This window comes from Sediminispirochaeta bajacaliforniensis DSM 16054, assembly GCF_000378205.1.
GTDB lineage: Bacteria > Spirochaetota > Spirochaetia > DSM-16054 > Sediminispirochaetaceae > Sediminispirochaeta > Sediminispirochaeta bajacaliforniensis.
On the sequence record NZ_KB899414.1, the window covers coordinates 21,638 to 37,919 of the forward strand.

Genomic DNA, 16,282 nt, shown 5'->3' on the forward strand with positions numbered 1-16,282 from the left:
AGAAGCCGAATGCGGGTTTTTTATTGTGGCCTTACCCACCGTTTTTCATTCAGGTCGGTAAGGGGTCAAGGAATAAAGATATTCTCCCCGCTGAGAACCTTCGCGTAACAATTCAAGCTCCCGGTCAACGGAGGAAGATAACGGCAGCCATACACTTCCAAGCCCATTATAGGTAGTCACCAGAAATGGGGTCAGGAAAGGCAGTCGTAAAACTCGTTCCGGTATCGTATAATCTGCCAGTTCAATTGCTCCCTGGCGCCCTGAGAGTTCGGCTGCCCGTTTAACCGCCGCGTCCATCCCTCCGATTTCATCGACCAGGCCCCTCTCCTGCGCGGCCGAACCGCTCCAGACTCGCCCCTGGGCAATACGATCGACCTCTTCTTTCTTCATATTCCTACCTTCGGCAACGTTTTCGATAAAGTGGTCGTATCCGGACGCAATCATCGCTTTAATCTTTTCCCGTTCCTCCGCCAGTAAGGGCCGATAAGGAGATCCGAAATCGGCTTCGGGGGATTGTTTCACCGTTTCCACAGCGATCTTATGTTCCTCAAGCAGTCGTGAAATATCCGGAGTCATCGCAACAACGCCAATTGAACCGGTCACCGTTTCAGGATAGGCAAAAACGGCATTGGCCCTGGCAGCAATATAATAGGCGCCGGAAGCCGCCATGCTGCCCATCGAAACGACAACTGGCTTGGCATTCTCTCCGGAAACGGTACGGGAAACCGCCCGGGCGATGGAGTCGGAGGCAAGCAGCCCCCCTCCTCCAGAATTGATTCTCAGTACGATAGCATCAATACTATCGTCTTCCCTGGCAAGGGCGATGGAACGGAGAGCGGTATCGGCCCCGACAGACTCTCCGGGAACCCCTTCTCCGCTGTGAATATTTCCGGTCAGATTGATGATGGCAATAGTAAGGGGACGAGGATCACTCCAATCGCGCCGGACCGGTTTTGCAGGAAGCTCATAGGTTTCGACAACATCCATCGCATCCTCTAGTTCATCCCGATACAGAAGCTTATCTACCAGTCCCGCATCCAGGGCCCTCGAAGCCCGAAGATAAGGCCCCCCGGCAAGGATCGTTCCCGCATCTCCGGCCAAACGATCTCCTCGGCCTTCCTGAAGGAGCTGCACAACGGCACGTTCCATGTCGGCAACCAAAACCGTAAGCTCTTCCCGTTCAGGCTCCCGCATGCCCCCTTCGGTAAACGTATCGAAACCGCTTTTGTATGGATGACTTCTAAAATTCTCAAAATTGATGCCGTAGGTATCGAGAAAAGCCGCAAAATAGCTCCTCGTTACCGAGACGCCCTTTAGATCAACGCTTCCCTCGGGATGAAGGTATATCTCGGCACCGCAGGCAGCCGCAAGGAGATAGTCGTCGGTATCAGCGGTATCAAAGTAAAACATCACCTTTTTTCCCTTTTCCCGAAAGTGTTTCAAGGGAACAAGCAATTCCCGAGCCACAGATAGGGATGAAGCAGGGTGTTCGTTGACAAAGATAATCCCGTCGACGAGGGGATCATCCGCAAGCTCGTTCAGACGGCGAATGTGCTCGCGAAGCGTAATGGAATCATCGCCCAAAAGCCGGCGGCCAAATCGTACTACCGAGGGGACCTCACGAACAGGCCCGCCGAAACGATAGCGAACGATGGTATCGTTATGTGCAAGTCTCGGTCGACTCAAGGCATCGGATGCGACCCTCACGAAGAGACTGCTCTCTTTCCCGGCAGCAAGAGGATCACCATCGGTATTCCGCATGGTTCCTCCCACCTGAGTACTATAGAGGGCCAGAGATGCTCCGAGACGTACCGTCTCCGACTCCAGATCGTAGGAAGCATACAGTTCGAGACCCTCGACCGGCTCACTTCGAAGGGAGAGCAGGGGGGCGGAAACACCGGAATCGTCAACGGTGAGATCAAATCCCAGGCCGAGAAACGATGCCGATCCCCCGAGAAGGGCCAGAGGGCGGAAAGCCACTCCTGCAGTGGCGGAAGAAGAGCCTGAAGAGGGGATATCCCACCGCAGGCCGAAACCGAATCCGTCGGAAGGACGCAGCAGAAAACCTCCGGTCCAGGAAGGGGCCGAAGAGCCAAAATCGGTTTCAAGAAGCGCTCCCATATAGGCATTGCGAAAAATAGGGAAGGCAAGATAGAACGCATGGCTCCACGAACATCCTTCCCAGGAAGGGATATATCCCAGATGCCGACCATTAACATAGAAAGCCCCATCGTCGAAGTCTCCATCCGAGTAGCCGGAAAGCTCCAGGGCGAAGCCGGAGGCCCCTCCCCAGGCAGGCAAAGCGGGGTTGACCAAGGGAGCCCGATACCCATTGCCGAGGGCAACCCCTCCTTCCGACGGAGCGGCAAAAAGGGATAAGGCAAAGCAAAGCAACAAACAAAGAATAAAAAAACGCTTCATTTTTCCGTTCCTATGCAAGGCGTCTCATCAGCTTCCTCATCTTCCTTAAAAAGGAACTTTTCCATGGCCTCGTGGGCACCCTCGGCAGAACGAAGGTTCTCTTCCGCACTCTGTCCCGCACCTTTCACGACCGAATTTAGGTTCTGACTACTCTCATGAACCCGAACAATACTATCGCTGATTCCCCGACTATTCTCTTCGAGGGTATCGATCTCGTGTTTGATGGCCTCGGCACCGGAAGCTATCTCGCCGGCATCTTCCCTGATGGCGGTTGTCGACTCCTTCAGACCATCCAAAGCGACCTGAATCTCCTTACTGCTGACATCCTGCTCCTGCATTGAAGATTTTATCTCCGCCTCAATCCGTACCACCGTACGGATGAGCTCTCTAATGGAAGAGAAATTCGAACCGGCCTGACGCGCCGATCCGGTGATCTCCTGAAATGCGGCGACAATTTCTCGGAGGCTCTGCTCCGTAGATCTGGACTGTTCGGAGGTGTCTTCCGCAAGTTTTCGAATTTCGTCGGCAACAACGGCAAATCCCTTTCCGGCTTCTCCTGCATGGGCGGCCTCTATGGCTGCATTCATCGAAAGAAGGTTGGTCTGGCCGGCTATGGCGGATATCAGCGTATTGGTTTCGAGAAGCTCCTCCGAACGTTCGTTGATTCCTTCGATCATGGCGATGACGGAAGCAAGCTGCTCCTCTCCCACCTGAGAGGTCTCCGAAAGCTGGTCGAAATGCGTACTGGAGGTTATGACCGAATTGCTGACCGACTCGATATTGGCAAGCATCTCCTCGATTGCAGAGGAAGATTGGAGAATAGCATTCGATTGATCTTGCAGTCGCTCACCCAATGTACGGATCCGTCCGGAAATAATCTTTACCGAAGAAGAGACCTCATTCAGTCCTCTTGTATTGTCGGACCCCTTCATAATGACCTCGGTAATGGCGTCGCCTATCAAAGAAAAGGCCTCGTCGGCAGCCTTCATATCCTCACTGAATGCTTCCGCCCTACCGCGCATAGAAACGGTAATATCGCGTAACTTTCGAAAGCTGCAGTTCAACATGCTACTCAGCTCATTAAAATCATGTGCAAGCTTTCCGAACTCATCGGAACGATTGGTTTTTATGGATGAACGAAAATCACCCGATGCGATGAGGCCGAAGTGCGAAGAGACTTCTTTGAGGGGTTTTACAATATGTCTCGAACTGGCCGCAACGGAAAAAGCGAGTAGAAATAGTGCCGCACATGCCATAAGAAGCATAACAAGGGCAATCCTTCGGGGAACCGCGTTGATGAGGCTTTGGGGAATCGAAACGATATAGGTCCAACCGGTATATTGTCCGGCGATCTCGATTGCACTGATCATCTGGCGAACCTGTTCCTTGCTGACTTTGTGCTCGGTTACCGTCTCTTCCGTCGTCCATTCTGCCACAGCCCGGGAAGCGGCACTTACTGTATCCGCAGAATGTATGTCGGAGAGATACCGGCCAATACTTTCAGAAAAGGAGTCCGCAACAATTAAACCGCTCTCGGAAGCGATGGTCGTGAAACCACCGCTGAACTTCTCAATGGCATCGATCATCTCCCCGAGTCCCTTCAGAACAAGATCGCACCCGACAACCCCGAGAAATTGTCCTTTGGAATCAAGAAGCGGCAGAGACATTTTTGTCATATAGACAACGCCGTTCCCTCCCGCCTGCGCGACCTTGGGTTCCGACAGTACAAGCCCGCCGCGCTTTTTGGAAAGCTGGTAATAATCGGCCTTGTAGGCCTCACTTCCCGGGCTTTCCCGTGAGGACCTGATCTGTCCGGATACTCTATCCGCCGAGATGCCGGGAATATCACCACATACTTCAGGTTCAAAAAGGGTCCAAACCGACGAGAGGTCCTCATGGTCCTTCACCATTCCGACCATGAGAGTTTCCATCCGGTCACCCAAAAAGACGTCATTGTCCTCCGATATGAGAGCTTCGCATAAAAAACGAAGTTGAGATAACAAGACATAACTTTTTTCCAGTTCCGCCTCAACAATTCTGGCGCCCTGATCCGCATACATTTTTGCTTCCTGGTCGGCATACGTATGCAGTGCGTCTTCCACCGTCAGACCAACGAAGAGGAAGGTCCCGGCAAACAGGAACGCCCCTATGCCGAGAAAGGTCAACAAGAGACGACTTCGTAAGCTTTTCATTGTATTATTGTACGGTAGAAATCCCGTATGGTACAACAGAGAAAGAAAAAGAAAACTCCTTCGACTTCTATAAAATAAAATCTTGCACCCCCTGATAATTCGGAGTATACTGGGTACGGATAAGTCGTACAGGGTCTTGTAATCCCCCTTGTATGGAAAGTCGGGTAACCTGCAGATGCAGGAGAACCACCTGATTTTACCGTGAATGCGAAAACCGACAATAGAATGAGCTCATCTGTTGACAGGATGTACCTCGTGGCGCAATAGCTTTCGTCCTGGGTTTCTCTGTCTCCGTCGACTTGCATCTGAAAAATAGATATGAAGGAAGGTATTTCATGAAACCGAAGAGATTCAGGTCCTATTCTGCCGCTAATATTGACTCAATTACTCAACTAAAACGACTTTCGGAATCCCAACTGAGGGAGATGCTGGCCGTTGCAAAGGTTTTGCCTTTTCGAACCAACAATTACGTCGTCGAAGAGCTGATAGACTGGAACAACATTCCCGAGGATCCACTCTTTCAACTTACCTTTCCTCAGCCGCAGATGCTTCACCAAAGTGATCTCGGACGAATAACAAAGCATCTTGCAACCGGAACCGGCTATTCCCCGGAACAGCTGAAAAGAGAACAGTATCGTATCAGAACCGCCATGAATCCACATCCGGCCGGGCAACTACAGCTTAACGTTCCCGAAGAGCAAGGAGAAATGCTCCAGGGTATGCAACATAAGTACGACGAAACCGTACTTTTTTTCCCAAAGCAGGGACAAACCTGTCATGCATATTGCACCTATTGCTTTCGATGGGCACAATTTATCGGTAACAAAGAGCTGCAGATGGCTTCAGGTGAAGTCGAACCGCTGATTAGATATCTCGATAGACATCCCGAGGTAAGCGACCTCCTTATTACCGGAGGCGATCCCATGTTTATGCGAAGCAATGTTCTACGACGGTATATCGAACCGCTGCTTCGTCATCGTCCCGGGAATCTCCAAACCATACGTATAGGAACGAAAAGCCTTTCGTACTGGCCCTATCGCTATCTCTCAGATAAAGATAGCGATGATTTGATTTCACTTTTTCATGAAATTACCACAGCAGGATATCACCTTTCGATCATGGCCCATTTCACGCATATTCGAGAGCTGTCCACCAAGGCGGTGGAAGCCGCAATACGAAGGATCAGGGGAACCGGTGCGATTATCCGCTGTCAGTCGCCAATCGTACGTCACATAAACGACGACGCCTCAATGTGGGCGCAAATGTGGCGTCGCGAGGTACAGCTTGGAATGGTTCCCTATTATATGTTTATTGCCCGGGATACCGGCCCAAAGGCTTACTTCGACATCCCCATTGCCGAAACTTTCAAGCTTTTCTCCGATGCATACCGACAGGTATCGGGGCTGGCACGGACGGTACGAGGACCAAGCATGTCCGCAAAGCCCGGGAAAATCCTCGTCGACGGAATCACGGAGATCGAAGGGAAAAAATACTTCGTACTCAAAATGATACAGGGCAGAGAAGCCGCCTGGGTAAACAAGGTGTTTTATGCCAGGTATGACCCGAAGGCAAGCTGGATCACCGAACTAAAGCCCGCTTTTGGAGAAAGATGCTTCTTTTTCGAGCCAAACGGCAGAGGACCTCAAATGCCATTGAAGCAATTGCGAAACGCCGCAATGGAAGCTATCCCCGAAGCAGCAATCTCCATACACCGAAGCTGACCATCCCGTACCGAAAAAAGTTTCCGGTAAATAAACCCGGCAAAGCTTGCACAATCGTCACGAGCGGTCTTACAATGGTTCAAAAGGTAGGAATATCGTGGATCAGAAACGAATCGTTATCATAGGTGGAGGAGGAACGGGAGCCGCTGTCGCACGAGATCTCGGGCTGCGAGGCCACTCAGTACTCCTGCTGGAGCGAGATGAGTTCACCGGCGGCACCACGGGAAGACACCATGGTCAGCTCCATTCGGGGGCCCGGTATGCCGTGGGTGATAGAGAAATCGCCAGAGAATGCCTGCGGGAAACCGAAATTCTCAGACGCATTGCCCCCGACTTGATCGAGGACAACGGGGGCCTCTTCGTTGCGGTCACCGATGAAGAGGCCGATTACGCGTCTCAGTTTCGGAGCGCGTGTGCCGAAGCAGATATCCGGACGGAACTGATTTCGGGCAAGCAGGCAAGGGAGATCGAACCGGCACTTTCACAGACGGTACGATGTGCCGTCACGGTGCCAGCAGACGGCTCCTTCGATGCCTGGAGACTTCCTGCGGCATTTTTTGCATCGGCCATGGAGCATGGTGCAAAACTTTTTCGTTATGCAAACGTTATCGGCATTGAGACATCCGGCGGTTCGGTTTCCGCCGTCCGGGTACTGGATCGCATGACCAATAAAGAACATAAGATCGAAGCCGACGTCGTTATCAATGCGGGAGGCCCCTGGGTCGGAAAGATTGCCGCTCTTGCAGGATTGGATATGGAGGTGACACCCAGTCCGGGTACCATGGTAGCGGTCCAGGGACGTTTTGCAGACAAGGTCATAAGCAGACTCAGGCCGCCCAACGATGGCGACATTATCGTGCCCCAACGCTCCTTTTCGATCATAGGAACCACCCAATGGATCACCGATGATCCCGATCGAATCGAAACACCCCCTGAAGAGATACCACGTATGCTTCGCCTTGCGGATGAGATGATTCCCGCCTTCTCGTCCGCTCCGTTTCGCGCTGCATGGAGCGCTGCACGGCCTTTGGCGAAACGGGCGTATGAGGTAAAAGCGGCACGGGCCCTTTCAAGAGACTTCGATTGTGTTCATCATAAAGAAGAGGGAGCGGCAGGGCTCTTCAGTCTGGTCGGTGGTAAGGCCACGGTCCTGCGGGCAATGGGAGAGATCGTGGCAGACCAAGTCTGCTCCTACATCGGAGAGGAGAGACCGGGGTCTTCGGATCAAGAAAAACTCCCCCCCTATCGCCGCTTTTATCGACTCTTAAAAGAACAGGAATCTGAAAGGAAATTCTCATGGATATAAGCTTACGAATTTTTCGAGGTATCGGGCCGATAACAGAAAGTAGAGACGAAGAATTCTCGGACTTTCACTTCACTGCCAAAGAATCGGATACCATTCTTGATCTTCTGATGAAAGCGGGCCTTGAGGATGCATCGCTGCTTTTCCGCCACTCCTGTCATCATGGCTCCTGCGGTACCTGTGCCTGTATCATCGACGGTACGGAACGCCTTGCCTGCAGAACCTCTGTTTCGGAATTCCAAGCCGCCTCGCGCATTGAGATACGTCCCCTGAATGGTTTTCCCCGGATTAGGGATCTGGTGGTCGATATGTCCCCGTTGTTTGAAAAAACGGATGAAACATGGCGTTACCTCCGCCGAAGCGAAAGAGACGGAAGACGATTTGAAGATTGTATCGAATGCGGAGCCTGCATGTCCGCCTGTCCAGTGACCGAACCCTTTCAGGGACCGGCCCCGCTTGCCTTTCTCCATCGCAGACTTGAAAGCCTGGATGCAAAAGCGGAAGAGGAACGGAAAAATCTGTTGTCGCGGGCAGGAGAGAGCGACGCTGTTCCAGCATGCCAAGAGCACTTTGCATGCAGCAGGGTTTGTCCTCAGCGTGTCGCACCCGGCCGAAGGATTCGAGAGCTTCGAAATTTGCTCTGATACCTGCGACTTTCCAAACCACACATCAAGAAAAGCCATCTCATCACCACAAGTACCTCTTGAAAGCATCCTTGCCTACCAGCTATAGTAGGCTCAGGTATTAATCCCTTGAATAGTAAAGATTTCTAGGGGTAACACACAAAGAACAACCTACCAAGGAGCAATATGTGATAGGACAAGGTTTAACGCTCATGGTCGTGGGTATGGCAGTAGTATTTGTATTATTGGTACTACTAGTGTACGTCATGAAGTTGCTTTCCTTTGTTGTTAATCGGTTTTTTCCTGATAAAGAGGAAGAGGTCCAACCGAAGACACAAAGGGCAGGAGAGGCTGACATTCTTGCAGCCATCGCTTCGGCGGCAGCATACCACAACAGTTAAAGGTTAAAGGGGATTTCATGAAAAAGCGCGTAGATTTTATGGTAACGGCCTTCCGAGACGGTTTCCAATCGGCTTTCGGAGCACGAGTGCTGACCAAAGACTTCCTTCCCGCGGTCGAAGCGGCCGTTGATGCAGGAATTACCCACTTCGAGGCAGGCGGCGGAGCCCGTTTTCAAAGCCTCTATTTTTATTGTAATGAAGATGCATTCGACATGATGGATCAGTTTCGCCAGGCGGCGGGACCAGATGCCAACCTCCAGACCCTTGCGAGGGGGGTGAATGTCGTCGGGCTGGACAGTCAGTCGAGAGATATCATCAATCTTCATGCAAAGATGTTCAAAAAGCACGGAATGACCACCATCAGGAACTTCGACGCCCTCAACGACGTCAACAACCTGATCTATTCCGGCCAATGTATCGTTGATGCCGGTCTGAAACACGAAGTGACCGTCACCATGATGGAACTTCCTCCGGGAGCAAAAGGTGCCCACACACCGGAATTCTACATGACTGTTTTGAAACAGATACTCGATGCCGGTATCAAGTTCGATAGCATCTGTTTCAAAGATGCATCGGGAACAAGCGTCCCCAGCAAGGTCTACGAAACCATCAAACAGGCACGGGCAATGCTCGGTGCGGATGCCCACATAGTGTTCCACAGCCATGAAACCGCAGGAACAAGCATATTGGCTTACAAGGCCGCATTGGATGCCGGTGCAAATCAGGTCGATCTTTCCATGGCACCCGTATCGGGCGGGACTTGTCAGCCCGACATCATCACCATGTGGCACGCCCTTCGGGGAACCGAGTACGATCTCGGCATCGATATCGAAAAGGTACGAAAGGCCGAAGCCGTCTTCAAGGAGTGCATGAAGGATTATTTTGTTCCACCTGAGGCAACCGCTGTCGAACCGCTGATTCCTTTCAGCCCCATGCCGGGAGGAGCCCTTACCGCCAACACCCAGATGATGCGCGATAACGGCATCCTGGATAAATACTCTGAGGTTGCAGCAGCCATGGGCGAAGTCGTCATGAAAGGTGGCTACGGAACATCCGTTACCCCAGTCAGTCAGTTCTATTTCCAGCAGGCCTTCAATAACGTGATGGTAGGCCCTTGGAAAAAGATTGCGGACGGCTACGGGAAGATGGTTCTTGGATATTTTGGAAAGACTCCGGTCGCACCGGACCCTGAAATCGTTAAGCTTGCTAGCGAGCAGCTGGGACTGGAACCCACAACCAGAATCCCGGTGGACATCAATGATGAAGATCCTTCCAAGGGCATAGGAGCCGCAAAGAAGATGCTCGAAGAGGCGAAACTGCCGATGAGTGACGAAAATATCTTCATTGCCGCAGCCTGTAAGGAAAAAGGAATTCAGTTTCTCAAGGGAGAAGCCAAGGTCAACGTACGAAAGATCGATCCGAAGGCCGCGAAGGCAGCCGGAGGAGAGGCTAAATCGGGAGCCGGAAACTATACCGTCAACGTGGGCGGCAAACGGTTCAACGTCAAGCTCGAAGGGAATACCGCCCTTGTCAACGGCAAAAGCTACACCGTTGAAGTGGGCGAGGGAACGGATGCAGGAACACCGGCAGCCGGCGGAGCAGGACAGAATGTCGAAGCCCCCATGCCCGGCCTGGTACTCCGCATCGAGAAAGAGGTTGGCGACACCATTGAAGAGGGTGAGTTGCTTCTTGTTCTCGAAGCCATGAAGATGGAAACCGAAATTCACGCACCCTGTTCCGGAACCATTACGGAAATTCCGGTTAAGCAGGGCGATCAAATGAAAGCGGGCGACATCCTGGCCGTCATCTCCTAAGAAAGAAACGAGGTAGCTATGAATTTAGGAAGTGCTTTGCACAATCTATGGATATCCACGGGGCTCGTAAATTTTGAAGTCGGCCAAGTTATCATGATCCTGGTCGGCTGCCTGCTCATCTTTCTGGCCATCAACAAGAAATTCGAACCCCTTCTGTTGTTGCCGATCGGTTTCGGCGGCATACTTGCCAATATTCCCCTTGCGGGGATCGCCGAGCATACCGGATTTATCGGCATGATATACGGCGTCGGTATAGATACCGGTATTTTCCCTCTGCTCATTTTTATGGGTGTCGGAGCAATGACCGATTTCGGCCCGCTGATTGCAAACCCGAAGACGGCCCTGCTCGGGGCGGCCGCACAGTTTGGAATCTTCACTACTCTGCTCGGAGCCTTGGCATTGGGAACCCTTCCGATTTTCGGATTTAATCTTTCCGATGCGGCGGCAATCGGAATCATCGGCGGAGCCGATGGACCAACCTCCATTTTTCTCGCAAGTCAGTTATCGCCGCGATTATTGGGGGCCATTGCCGTAGCAGCCTACAGTTACATGGCCCTGGTGCCGATCATACAGCCGCCCATCATGAAATTGCTTACCACCAAGGAAGAACGATCCATCAAGATGGAACAGCTCAGGCCGGTTTCAAAGAAGGAAAAGATTCTTTTCCCCATTGCCGTTCTCGGTATCTGCATCATTCTTCTGCCCAGTGCCACACCGCTTATTGGTATGTTGATGTTCGGGAACCTGCTCAAGGAGTCTATGGTTACCGAAAGGCTCTCCAATGCTGCACAAAACGAACTGATGAATATTGTCACCATCATGCTGGGACTTACCGTAGGTTCCAAACTTCAGGCCGATAAGTTTCTCAATTTTGAAACCCTCGGGATTCTCATCCTTGGGCTTATTGCCTTCTCAATCGGGACAGCCGCAGGTGTGCTGCTTGCAAAGTTGATGAATAAGCTCAGCAAGAAGCACCCGATCAATCCCCTCATCGGTGCCGCCGGTGTATCCGCAGTACCGATGGCCGCCAGAGTTGCCAACAAGGTAGGAAAAGAAGCAAACCCCCAGAACTACCTTTTGATGCACGCCATGGGGCCGAATGTTGCCGGTGTTATCGGATCCGCCGTTGCGGCCGGTGTTCTGCTTTCCATTGTCCCTGTGATGATGGGCGGTTGATATACGTAGTATTTCAAGCAAATTTAGTCATTAGATGGGGCTGACCGAGAAGTAATCTTGGTCAGCCTTTTGTTGTCATTTCTCCATTGTAATAGTAACTTAGGATATGAGCTTGAGTTGTTTTTTTAAATTTAATAAAAAAGGTGCAAAGGCTTGTCCTGAGCAAAAACCTTCGGAAACCCCAAAAGTTTTTCCCTTATTCACCACCCAGATAACCGTCCCCTACTATGATGTCGGTTTCGACTTTGAACTCACGCCGGCTGCAGTTCTTCACTATGCAGAAAATGCGGCCGCGGGCCATTGTGCCGCCATTGGAAAGCCAATTCCGTTATTGTTGGAAGAGGGGTTCATCTGGATGCTGGCCAGAGGGCAAATGGAAATGAAACGTTATCCCCGTTATGGAGAGACAATCACGATAGAAACATGGCTAAGCGAGCGGTCGGCAGTCCATGCATGGCGTGAATACCATATTATCGATTCGACAGGAACCCTTATCGGATACTGTCGCGGGGATTGGGTCTTCATCGATATAAAAAAGCGACGCCCCTGCCGAATCATCGATGCTTTCATCCAGGGGTGGCCCTTGAATCAGGTAAAGGCATTGGACCGACCGATGAGTAAGCAGCTCCAAGAACATGAAGAATTTGAATTCAAGATGGAGTTTATGGTCCGCAGAGGAGATATCGATACAAATCGGCATGTAAATAATGTGCGTTACCTGGAGTGGGCCACGGAAGCCATACCGCAGCAGTGGTATGAATCGAAAAAGCTTACCTATATCGAGGGCAACTTTGTGCAAGAGACAGGCTACGGGCATACCGTGGTTTCAGCGGTCACCCCCTACGACAAGGGCTTCATCCACGTCGTATCCGATAAGGAAGCCGGGATAGCCCTTGCAAACGCAATAAGCGAATGGAACGATCGATAGCGACTTGCCTTTCGCTTTTTTATTCACTACTGTTATAGTATGAAAAAGAAACTTCGCGTTGCGTTTTTTGATACAAAGCCCTATGATCGCCACTTTTTCGATCTGGCGAACAATGAGAAAGCGTCGTACGAGATCAACTACATACCTGAACGTCTCTCTCGAAGAACAGCTCACCTTGTAGAAGGGGTTGATGCCGTCTGTGCCTTTGTGAACGACGACCTTTCAAAGCCTGTTTTAGACCGTCTTGTCAAAGCCGAGGTGCCGGTGGTCGCGCTGCGGAGTGCAGGCTACAACAATGTGGATCTCCAGGCTGCCTGGGAGAGGGTTCACATTCTTCGAGTCCCTGCTTACTCACCCTATGCCGTTGCCGAACATGCCGTTGCCATGATGCTTAGCCTAAATAGAAAACTTCACAGAGCCTATTACCGAACCCGTGACAACAACTTTTCCATCAACGGTTTCCTCGGATTTGATATGAACGGAAAAACGGCAGGTGTTATCGGGACAGGAAAAATCGGGCGCACCTTAATATCAATTCTAAAAGGCTTCGGCATGCGGGTTGTCGCTTATGATGCCTTTCCAAACGAAAAAGCCGCCGAGGAGATCGGATTTACTTATCACAATCTCGAAGAATTATATGGAGAAAGCGATATCATCAGCCTCCATTGTCCACTGACACCGGATACACACCATCTCATCAACCACGATGCAATCTCCCGGATGAAACCCTCGGTAATGATTATCAACACCAGCCGAGGGCAGTTGGTAGATACCGACGCCCTTCTCGACGGGCTGAGGGAGAAACGGATAGGATCCGCCGGACTCGATGTCTACGAAGAAGAGGGTGAATACTTTTTCGAAGATCTCTCAAATGAGGCCCTCGATGATGATCGTCTCGCCCGACTGCTTACGCTTCCCAACGTACTGGTTACCAGTCATCAGGCCTTCTTCACGGAAGAAGCACTCAGGAAGATTGCCTCCACCACCCTATCCAACCTGGATGCATGGTTTGCCGGAGAAGCACTTGAAAACGAAATTTGCTATCGTTGTAATGAACCGGAATGCAGAAAAGAGAAGGCAGGCCGCTGTTTTTAAGCCGTAAGGTTATGTCACTGGAATAACAAATTTAAAGCGGTCTCCCCGAATCAGCTGTCTGCATCGATGGATAGGTCTGCTATTGCCGTCATACACATAGTCTTCCATAAGAATGAGTGCACTCTTATTCTTAATTCCCAAAAGTTCCGCCTCATTGGGCGAAGCATAACACAACTCGATGATCTTTGTAGCCTTTTGGGGTACAATTCCTCTCTCACGCAATATCCCATAGAGTGATTCTTCCAAATTCTCTTTGAGCAGAAACAAAAACTCCTGCGTAAAATGAAGATATTCGATAATGACAGGTTCATCATCGGCATAGCGAACTCTAATCACTTCAATGATCTTCTGATCCGGAGAAGCATTGAGGACGTCCGTATCAATATCATCCGGATTAATCATTTTCACGCTGATAACCCGTGCGGAGGGAATCATGTTTTTAAGCTGGCAGATATCGGAAAAGCCCATAAACTCTTCAATATTACGTTCTATTTTCTTATTAATGACAAAGGTGCCTTTCCCCTGCTTTTTGACCAATAGATGCTCTTCTACAAGCTTATTTATCGAGTTACGCACAGTAATCCTGCTGACATCAAACTCTTTGCTCAACTCCGTTTCCGACGGTATGCGAGTATCGTAAGCGTATGTTCCATCTGCAATTCTTTTTCGTATCACCTGAACAATTTGTTCATACAGAGGCACACTATTGGACTTACTTATATCGTCCATATTCCTAAATCCTTTTCTTTGTCGAAATTACCTAATATGTAGTGTACCCAAATATCCCATAAAAAGCTATTGTTGTCGGTGTGTGCAGTTGGTGTTACGAATATTGGTGGTTATCATGCCTGAATACCAGTACCACTTCAAGCAATAACGATACAATGATGATCAATAAAAAGAGAACATCTGTCAATGAAGGAGCCTCTCCCAATATAAGCAGGACCCAAAGGGGATTCATCACAGGCTCAATCAAAGTGATACAAGAAGCTTCCAAAGAGGAAATGCTCTTGATCCCAAGCCCGAACAGGATATAGGAAACCACATTTACCGTTACAGAGGCAAAAAAAATGATGAAAAGCTCATCTTTTGTAATAAGAAGTACATGATAATTATCATAAGGATGTGCAAGCAGGAAAAAAACGAGTGCACTGGCAGCATTAACCACCGCTACCACAAAAAAGGTATCAAGATCGGCAAGGCGTTTCATGGCTCTGGTAAAAAGAGCAAAACCGATTCCGCAACAGAATGCCGGTAGCAGCATGGGAAAAGAAAAATCCCGAATCGTTGCAATGGCATTCATAACAACACCACATAGCATGAGTAGTTTCGGGTATTCCTGCCGTATCGAAATATATCGATTTCGAAAAAGATAAAAGATGAAAAGATAGACGGGAGCAGTATATTGCATAGCAATAGCGGTGGCAGCCCCCAAGAGCCGAGTTGCAATGACAAAGCCCCCTACATAAAGGGAATAGCTAAGGCTTACCACCACCAGGGGTTTCCAAGCAGATCTGATTTGTTTTAGCTTGTGCCCTCCGCAAAAGGGCCACAAAATGGCTGCCGTAAGGCTATTCCGATACAAAAGATAGATAAAAGGGAGTGTTTTAATCCCTCTTACAACAACCCCGGAGGTACTCCACAGTAGTGCTGCAAAAAGGACCTGCAACACCCCTTTTGTTGCAGCAGGAGTCCTGTGTTCTCTTTGTTCCATGCTCTTTGCTCTTGTATTACCTTATCCTTTTACGGCTCCAGAGGTGAGCCCTCGGATAAAGTGTTTCTGAAGAAGCATAAAGACAACAATCATCGGAAGTGTTGCGATGATGATTCCGGATAAAAGTACTACATAATCAATACGGAGCTGTCCTTTGAATGCCATAAGGCCAACAGGAATGGTCATCTTTTTTATATCCTCAATGAACACCAAGGCAAACATAAACTCATTCCAGACAAACTGGAGGTTTACCAACGCACAGGAAGCGAGTATGGGTTTACTCAAAGGAATGATGATGCTTTTAAAAACCTGCCAGCTATTGTATCCGTCAATGTAGGCGGCATCCTCCAGCTCTCCGGGAATCGACAGCATGTAGGCCCGTATGAGAAATGTCGAAAACGGTATTCTGAAAGCAATATAGGGAAGAATCAATGCCGCATAGGTATTATACATGCCAAGTTTTGTAAGCATCTTAAACAGAGGAACCAGGGCGACCTGTTCTGAAAGGGTCATTCCTCCAAGAATGATAAAGAAAATAAGCCTGTTGCCTTTAAAGGAAAATCTGCTGATTCCATAGGCTGTCAAAGCACTGACCATAACAATCAGGATCAGGGAGACGGAACTGACGACAATCGAGTTCTTGTAATAGGCGGATAGTCCTTGAATCCACGCGTTTTGATAGTTTTCAAAATGGAGTCCCTCAGGAAGGGACAAAGAGTTGAGAAATAATTGATTGTTCGTTTTAAGTGAATTGATGATCATCCACCCAAAAGGAAGAAGAACCAACACCACAAGCAAAAGCATCAGGACATGTAATGCTATACCAAGTAACAGACTCTTTCGCTTTTGCACGCTCCAAGAAGGAATAACACGAAAATCTTTGGTCGACTCCAT

At 49.9% G+C, this 16,282-nt stretch carries 13 protein-coding genes; 8 read left to right on the top strand and 5 right to left on the bottom strand.

Annotated features, from left to right (window positions below):
* Positions 1 to 45: 45 nt before the first annotated feature.
* Positions 46 to 2,421: a signal peptide peptidase SppA gene (sppA, locus tag F459_RS0109680; RefSeq protein ID WP_020612532.1), complete on the bottom strand. Its 2,376-nt coding sequence runs from the start codon at positions 2,419 to 2,421 to the stop codon at positions 46 to 48.
* Entirely contained in the window at positions 2,418 to 4,613 is a 2,196-nt protein-coding gene (locus tag F459_RS0109685) for a methyl-accepting chemotaxis protein (RefSeq protein ID WP_020612533.1), read from the bottom strand. Before F459_RS0109685 ends, sppA begins: the two co-directional genes overlap by 4 nt.
* Before the next feature lie 335 nt (positions 4,614 to 4,948).
* On the opposite strand from F459_RS0109685, the gene F459_RS22180 reads away from it, so the two are divergent.
* The 8 genes from F459_RS22180 (at position 4,949) to F459_RS0109725 (ending at position 13,674) form a co-directional block, all read left to right on the top strand.
* The gene (locus F459_RS22180) at positions 4,949 to 6,334 is read left to right on the top strand and encodes a KamA family radical SAM protein (protein ID WP_020612534.1); all 1,386 of its coding nucleotides are present in this window, start codon (positions 4,949 to 4,951) and stop codon (positions 6,332 to 6,334) included.
* 97 nt (positions 6,335 to 6,431) lie between these two features.
* Positions 6,432 to 7,640 carry an FAD-dependent oxidoreductase gene (locus tag F459_RS0109695; protein WP_020612535.1) on the top strand — a complete coding sequence of 403 codons (1,209 nt, stop codon included), beginning with the start codon at positions 6,432 to 6,434 and terminating at the stop codon, positions 7,638 to 7,640.
* The gene (locus tag F459_RS0109700; protein WP_020612536.1) at positions 7,631 to 8,281 is read left to right on the top strand and encodes a 2Fe-2S iron-sulfur cluster-binding protein; all 651 of its coding nucleotides are present in this window, start codon (positions 7,631 to 7,633) and stop codon (positions 8,279 to 8,281) included. The genes F459_RS0109695 and F459_RS0109700 overlap by 10 nt, the downstream gene beginning before the upstream one ends.
* A gap of 167 nt (positions 8,282 to 8,448) precedes the next feature.
* On the top strand, positions 8,449 to 8,661 hold the full coding sequence (locus F459_RS0109705) for an OadG family transporter subunit (protein ID WP_020612537.1): 213 nt from the start codon (positions 8,449 to 8,451) through the stop codon (positions 8,659 to 8,661).
* A gap of 17 nt (positions 8,662 to 8,678) precedes the next feature.
* Entirely contained in the window at positions 8,679 to 10,475 is a 1,797-nt protein-coding gene (locus tag F459_RS0109710) for a biotin/lipoyl-containing protein (protein WP_020612538.1), read from the top strand.
* Between the two features lie 18 nt (positions 10,476 to 10,493).
* On the top strand, positions 10,494 to 11,651 hold the full coding sequence (locus F459_RS0109715) for a sodium ion-translocating decarboxylase subunit beta (RefSeq protein WP_020612539.1): 1,158 nt from the start codon (positions 10,494 to 10,496) through the stop codon (positions 11,649 to 11,651).
* 106 nt (positions 11,652 to 11,757) lie between these two features.
* Complete coding sequence (locus F459_RS0109720) at positions 11,758 to 12,579, top strand: acyl-[acyl-carrier-protein] thioesterase (protein ID WP_020612540.1); 822 nt, start codon at positions 11,758 to 11,760, stop codon at positions 12,577 to 12,579.
* 39 nt (positions 12,580 to 12,618) lie between these two features.
* Positions 12,619 to 13,674 carry a 2-hydroxyacid dehydrogenase gene (locus F459_RS0109725; RefSeq protein ID WP_020612541.1) on the top strand — a complete coding sequence of 352 codons (1,056 nt, stop codon included), beginning with the start codon at positions 12,619 to 12,621 and terminating at the stop codon, positions 13,672 to 13,674.
* Positions 13,675 to 13,683: 9 nt separating this feature from the next.
* Here F459_RS0109725 and F459_RS0109730 read toward each other — a convergent pair whose 3' ends face one another.
* From F459_RS0109730 to F459_RS0109740, 3 genes are all read right to left on the bottom strand, one after another.
* Positions 13,684 to 14,403: a GntR family transcriptional regulator gene (locus F459_RS0109730; protein WP_020612542.1), complete on the bottom strand. Its 720-nt coding sequence runs from the start codon at positions 14,401 to 14,403 to the stop codon at positions 13,684 to 13,686.
* Between the two features lie 94 nt (positions 14,404 to 14,497).
* Positions 14,498 to 15,388, bottom strand: a complete 891-nt coding sequence (locus tag F459_RS0109735; protein WP_020612543.1) for a DMT family transporter — start codon at positions 15,386 to 15,388, stop codon at positions 14,498 to 14,500.
* Between the two features lie 21 nt (positions 15,389 to 15,409).
* Positions 15,410 to 16,282, bottom strand: a complete 873-nt coding sequence (locus F459_RS0109740; protein WP_020612544.1) for a carbohydrate ABC transporter permease — start codon at positions 16,280 to 16,282, stop codon at positions 15,410 to 15,412.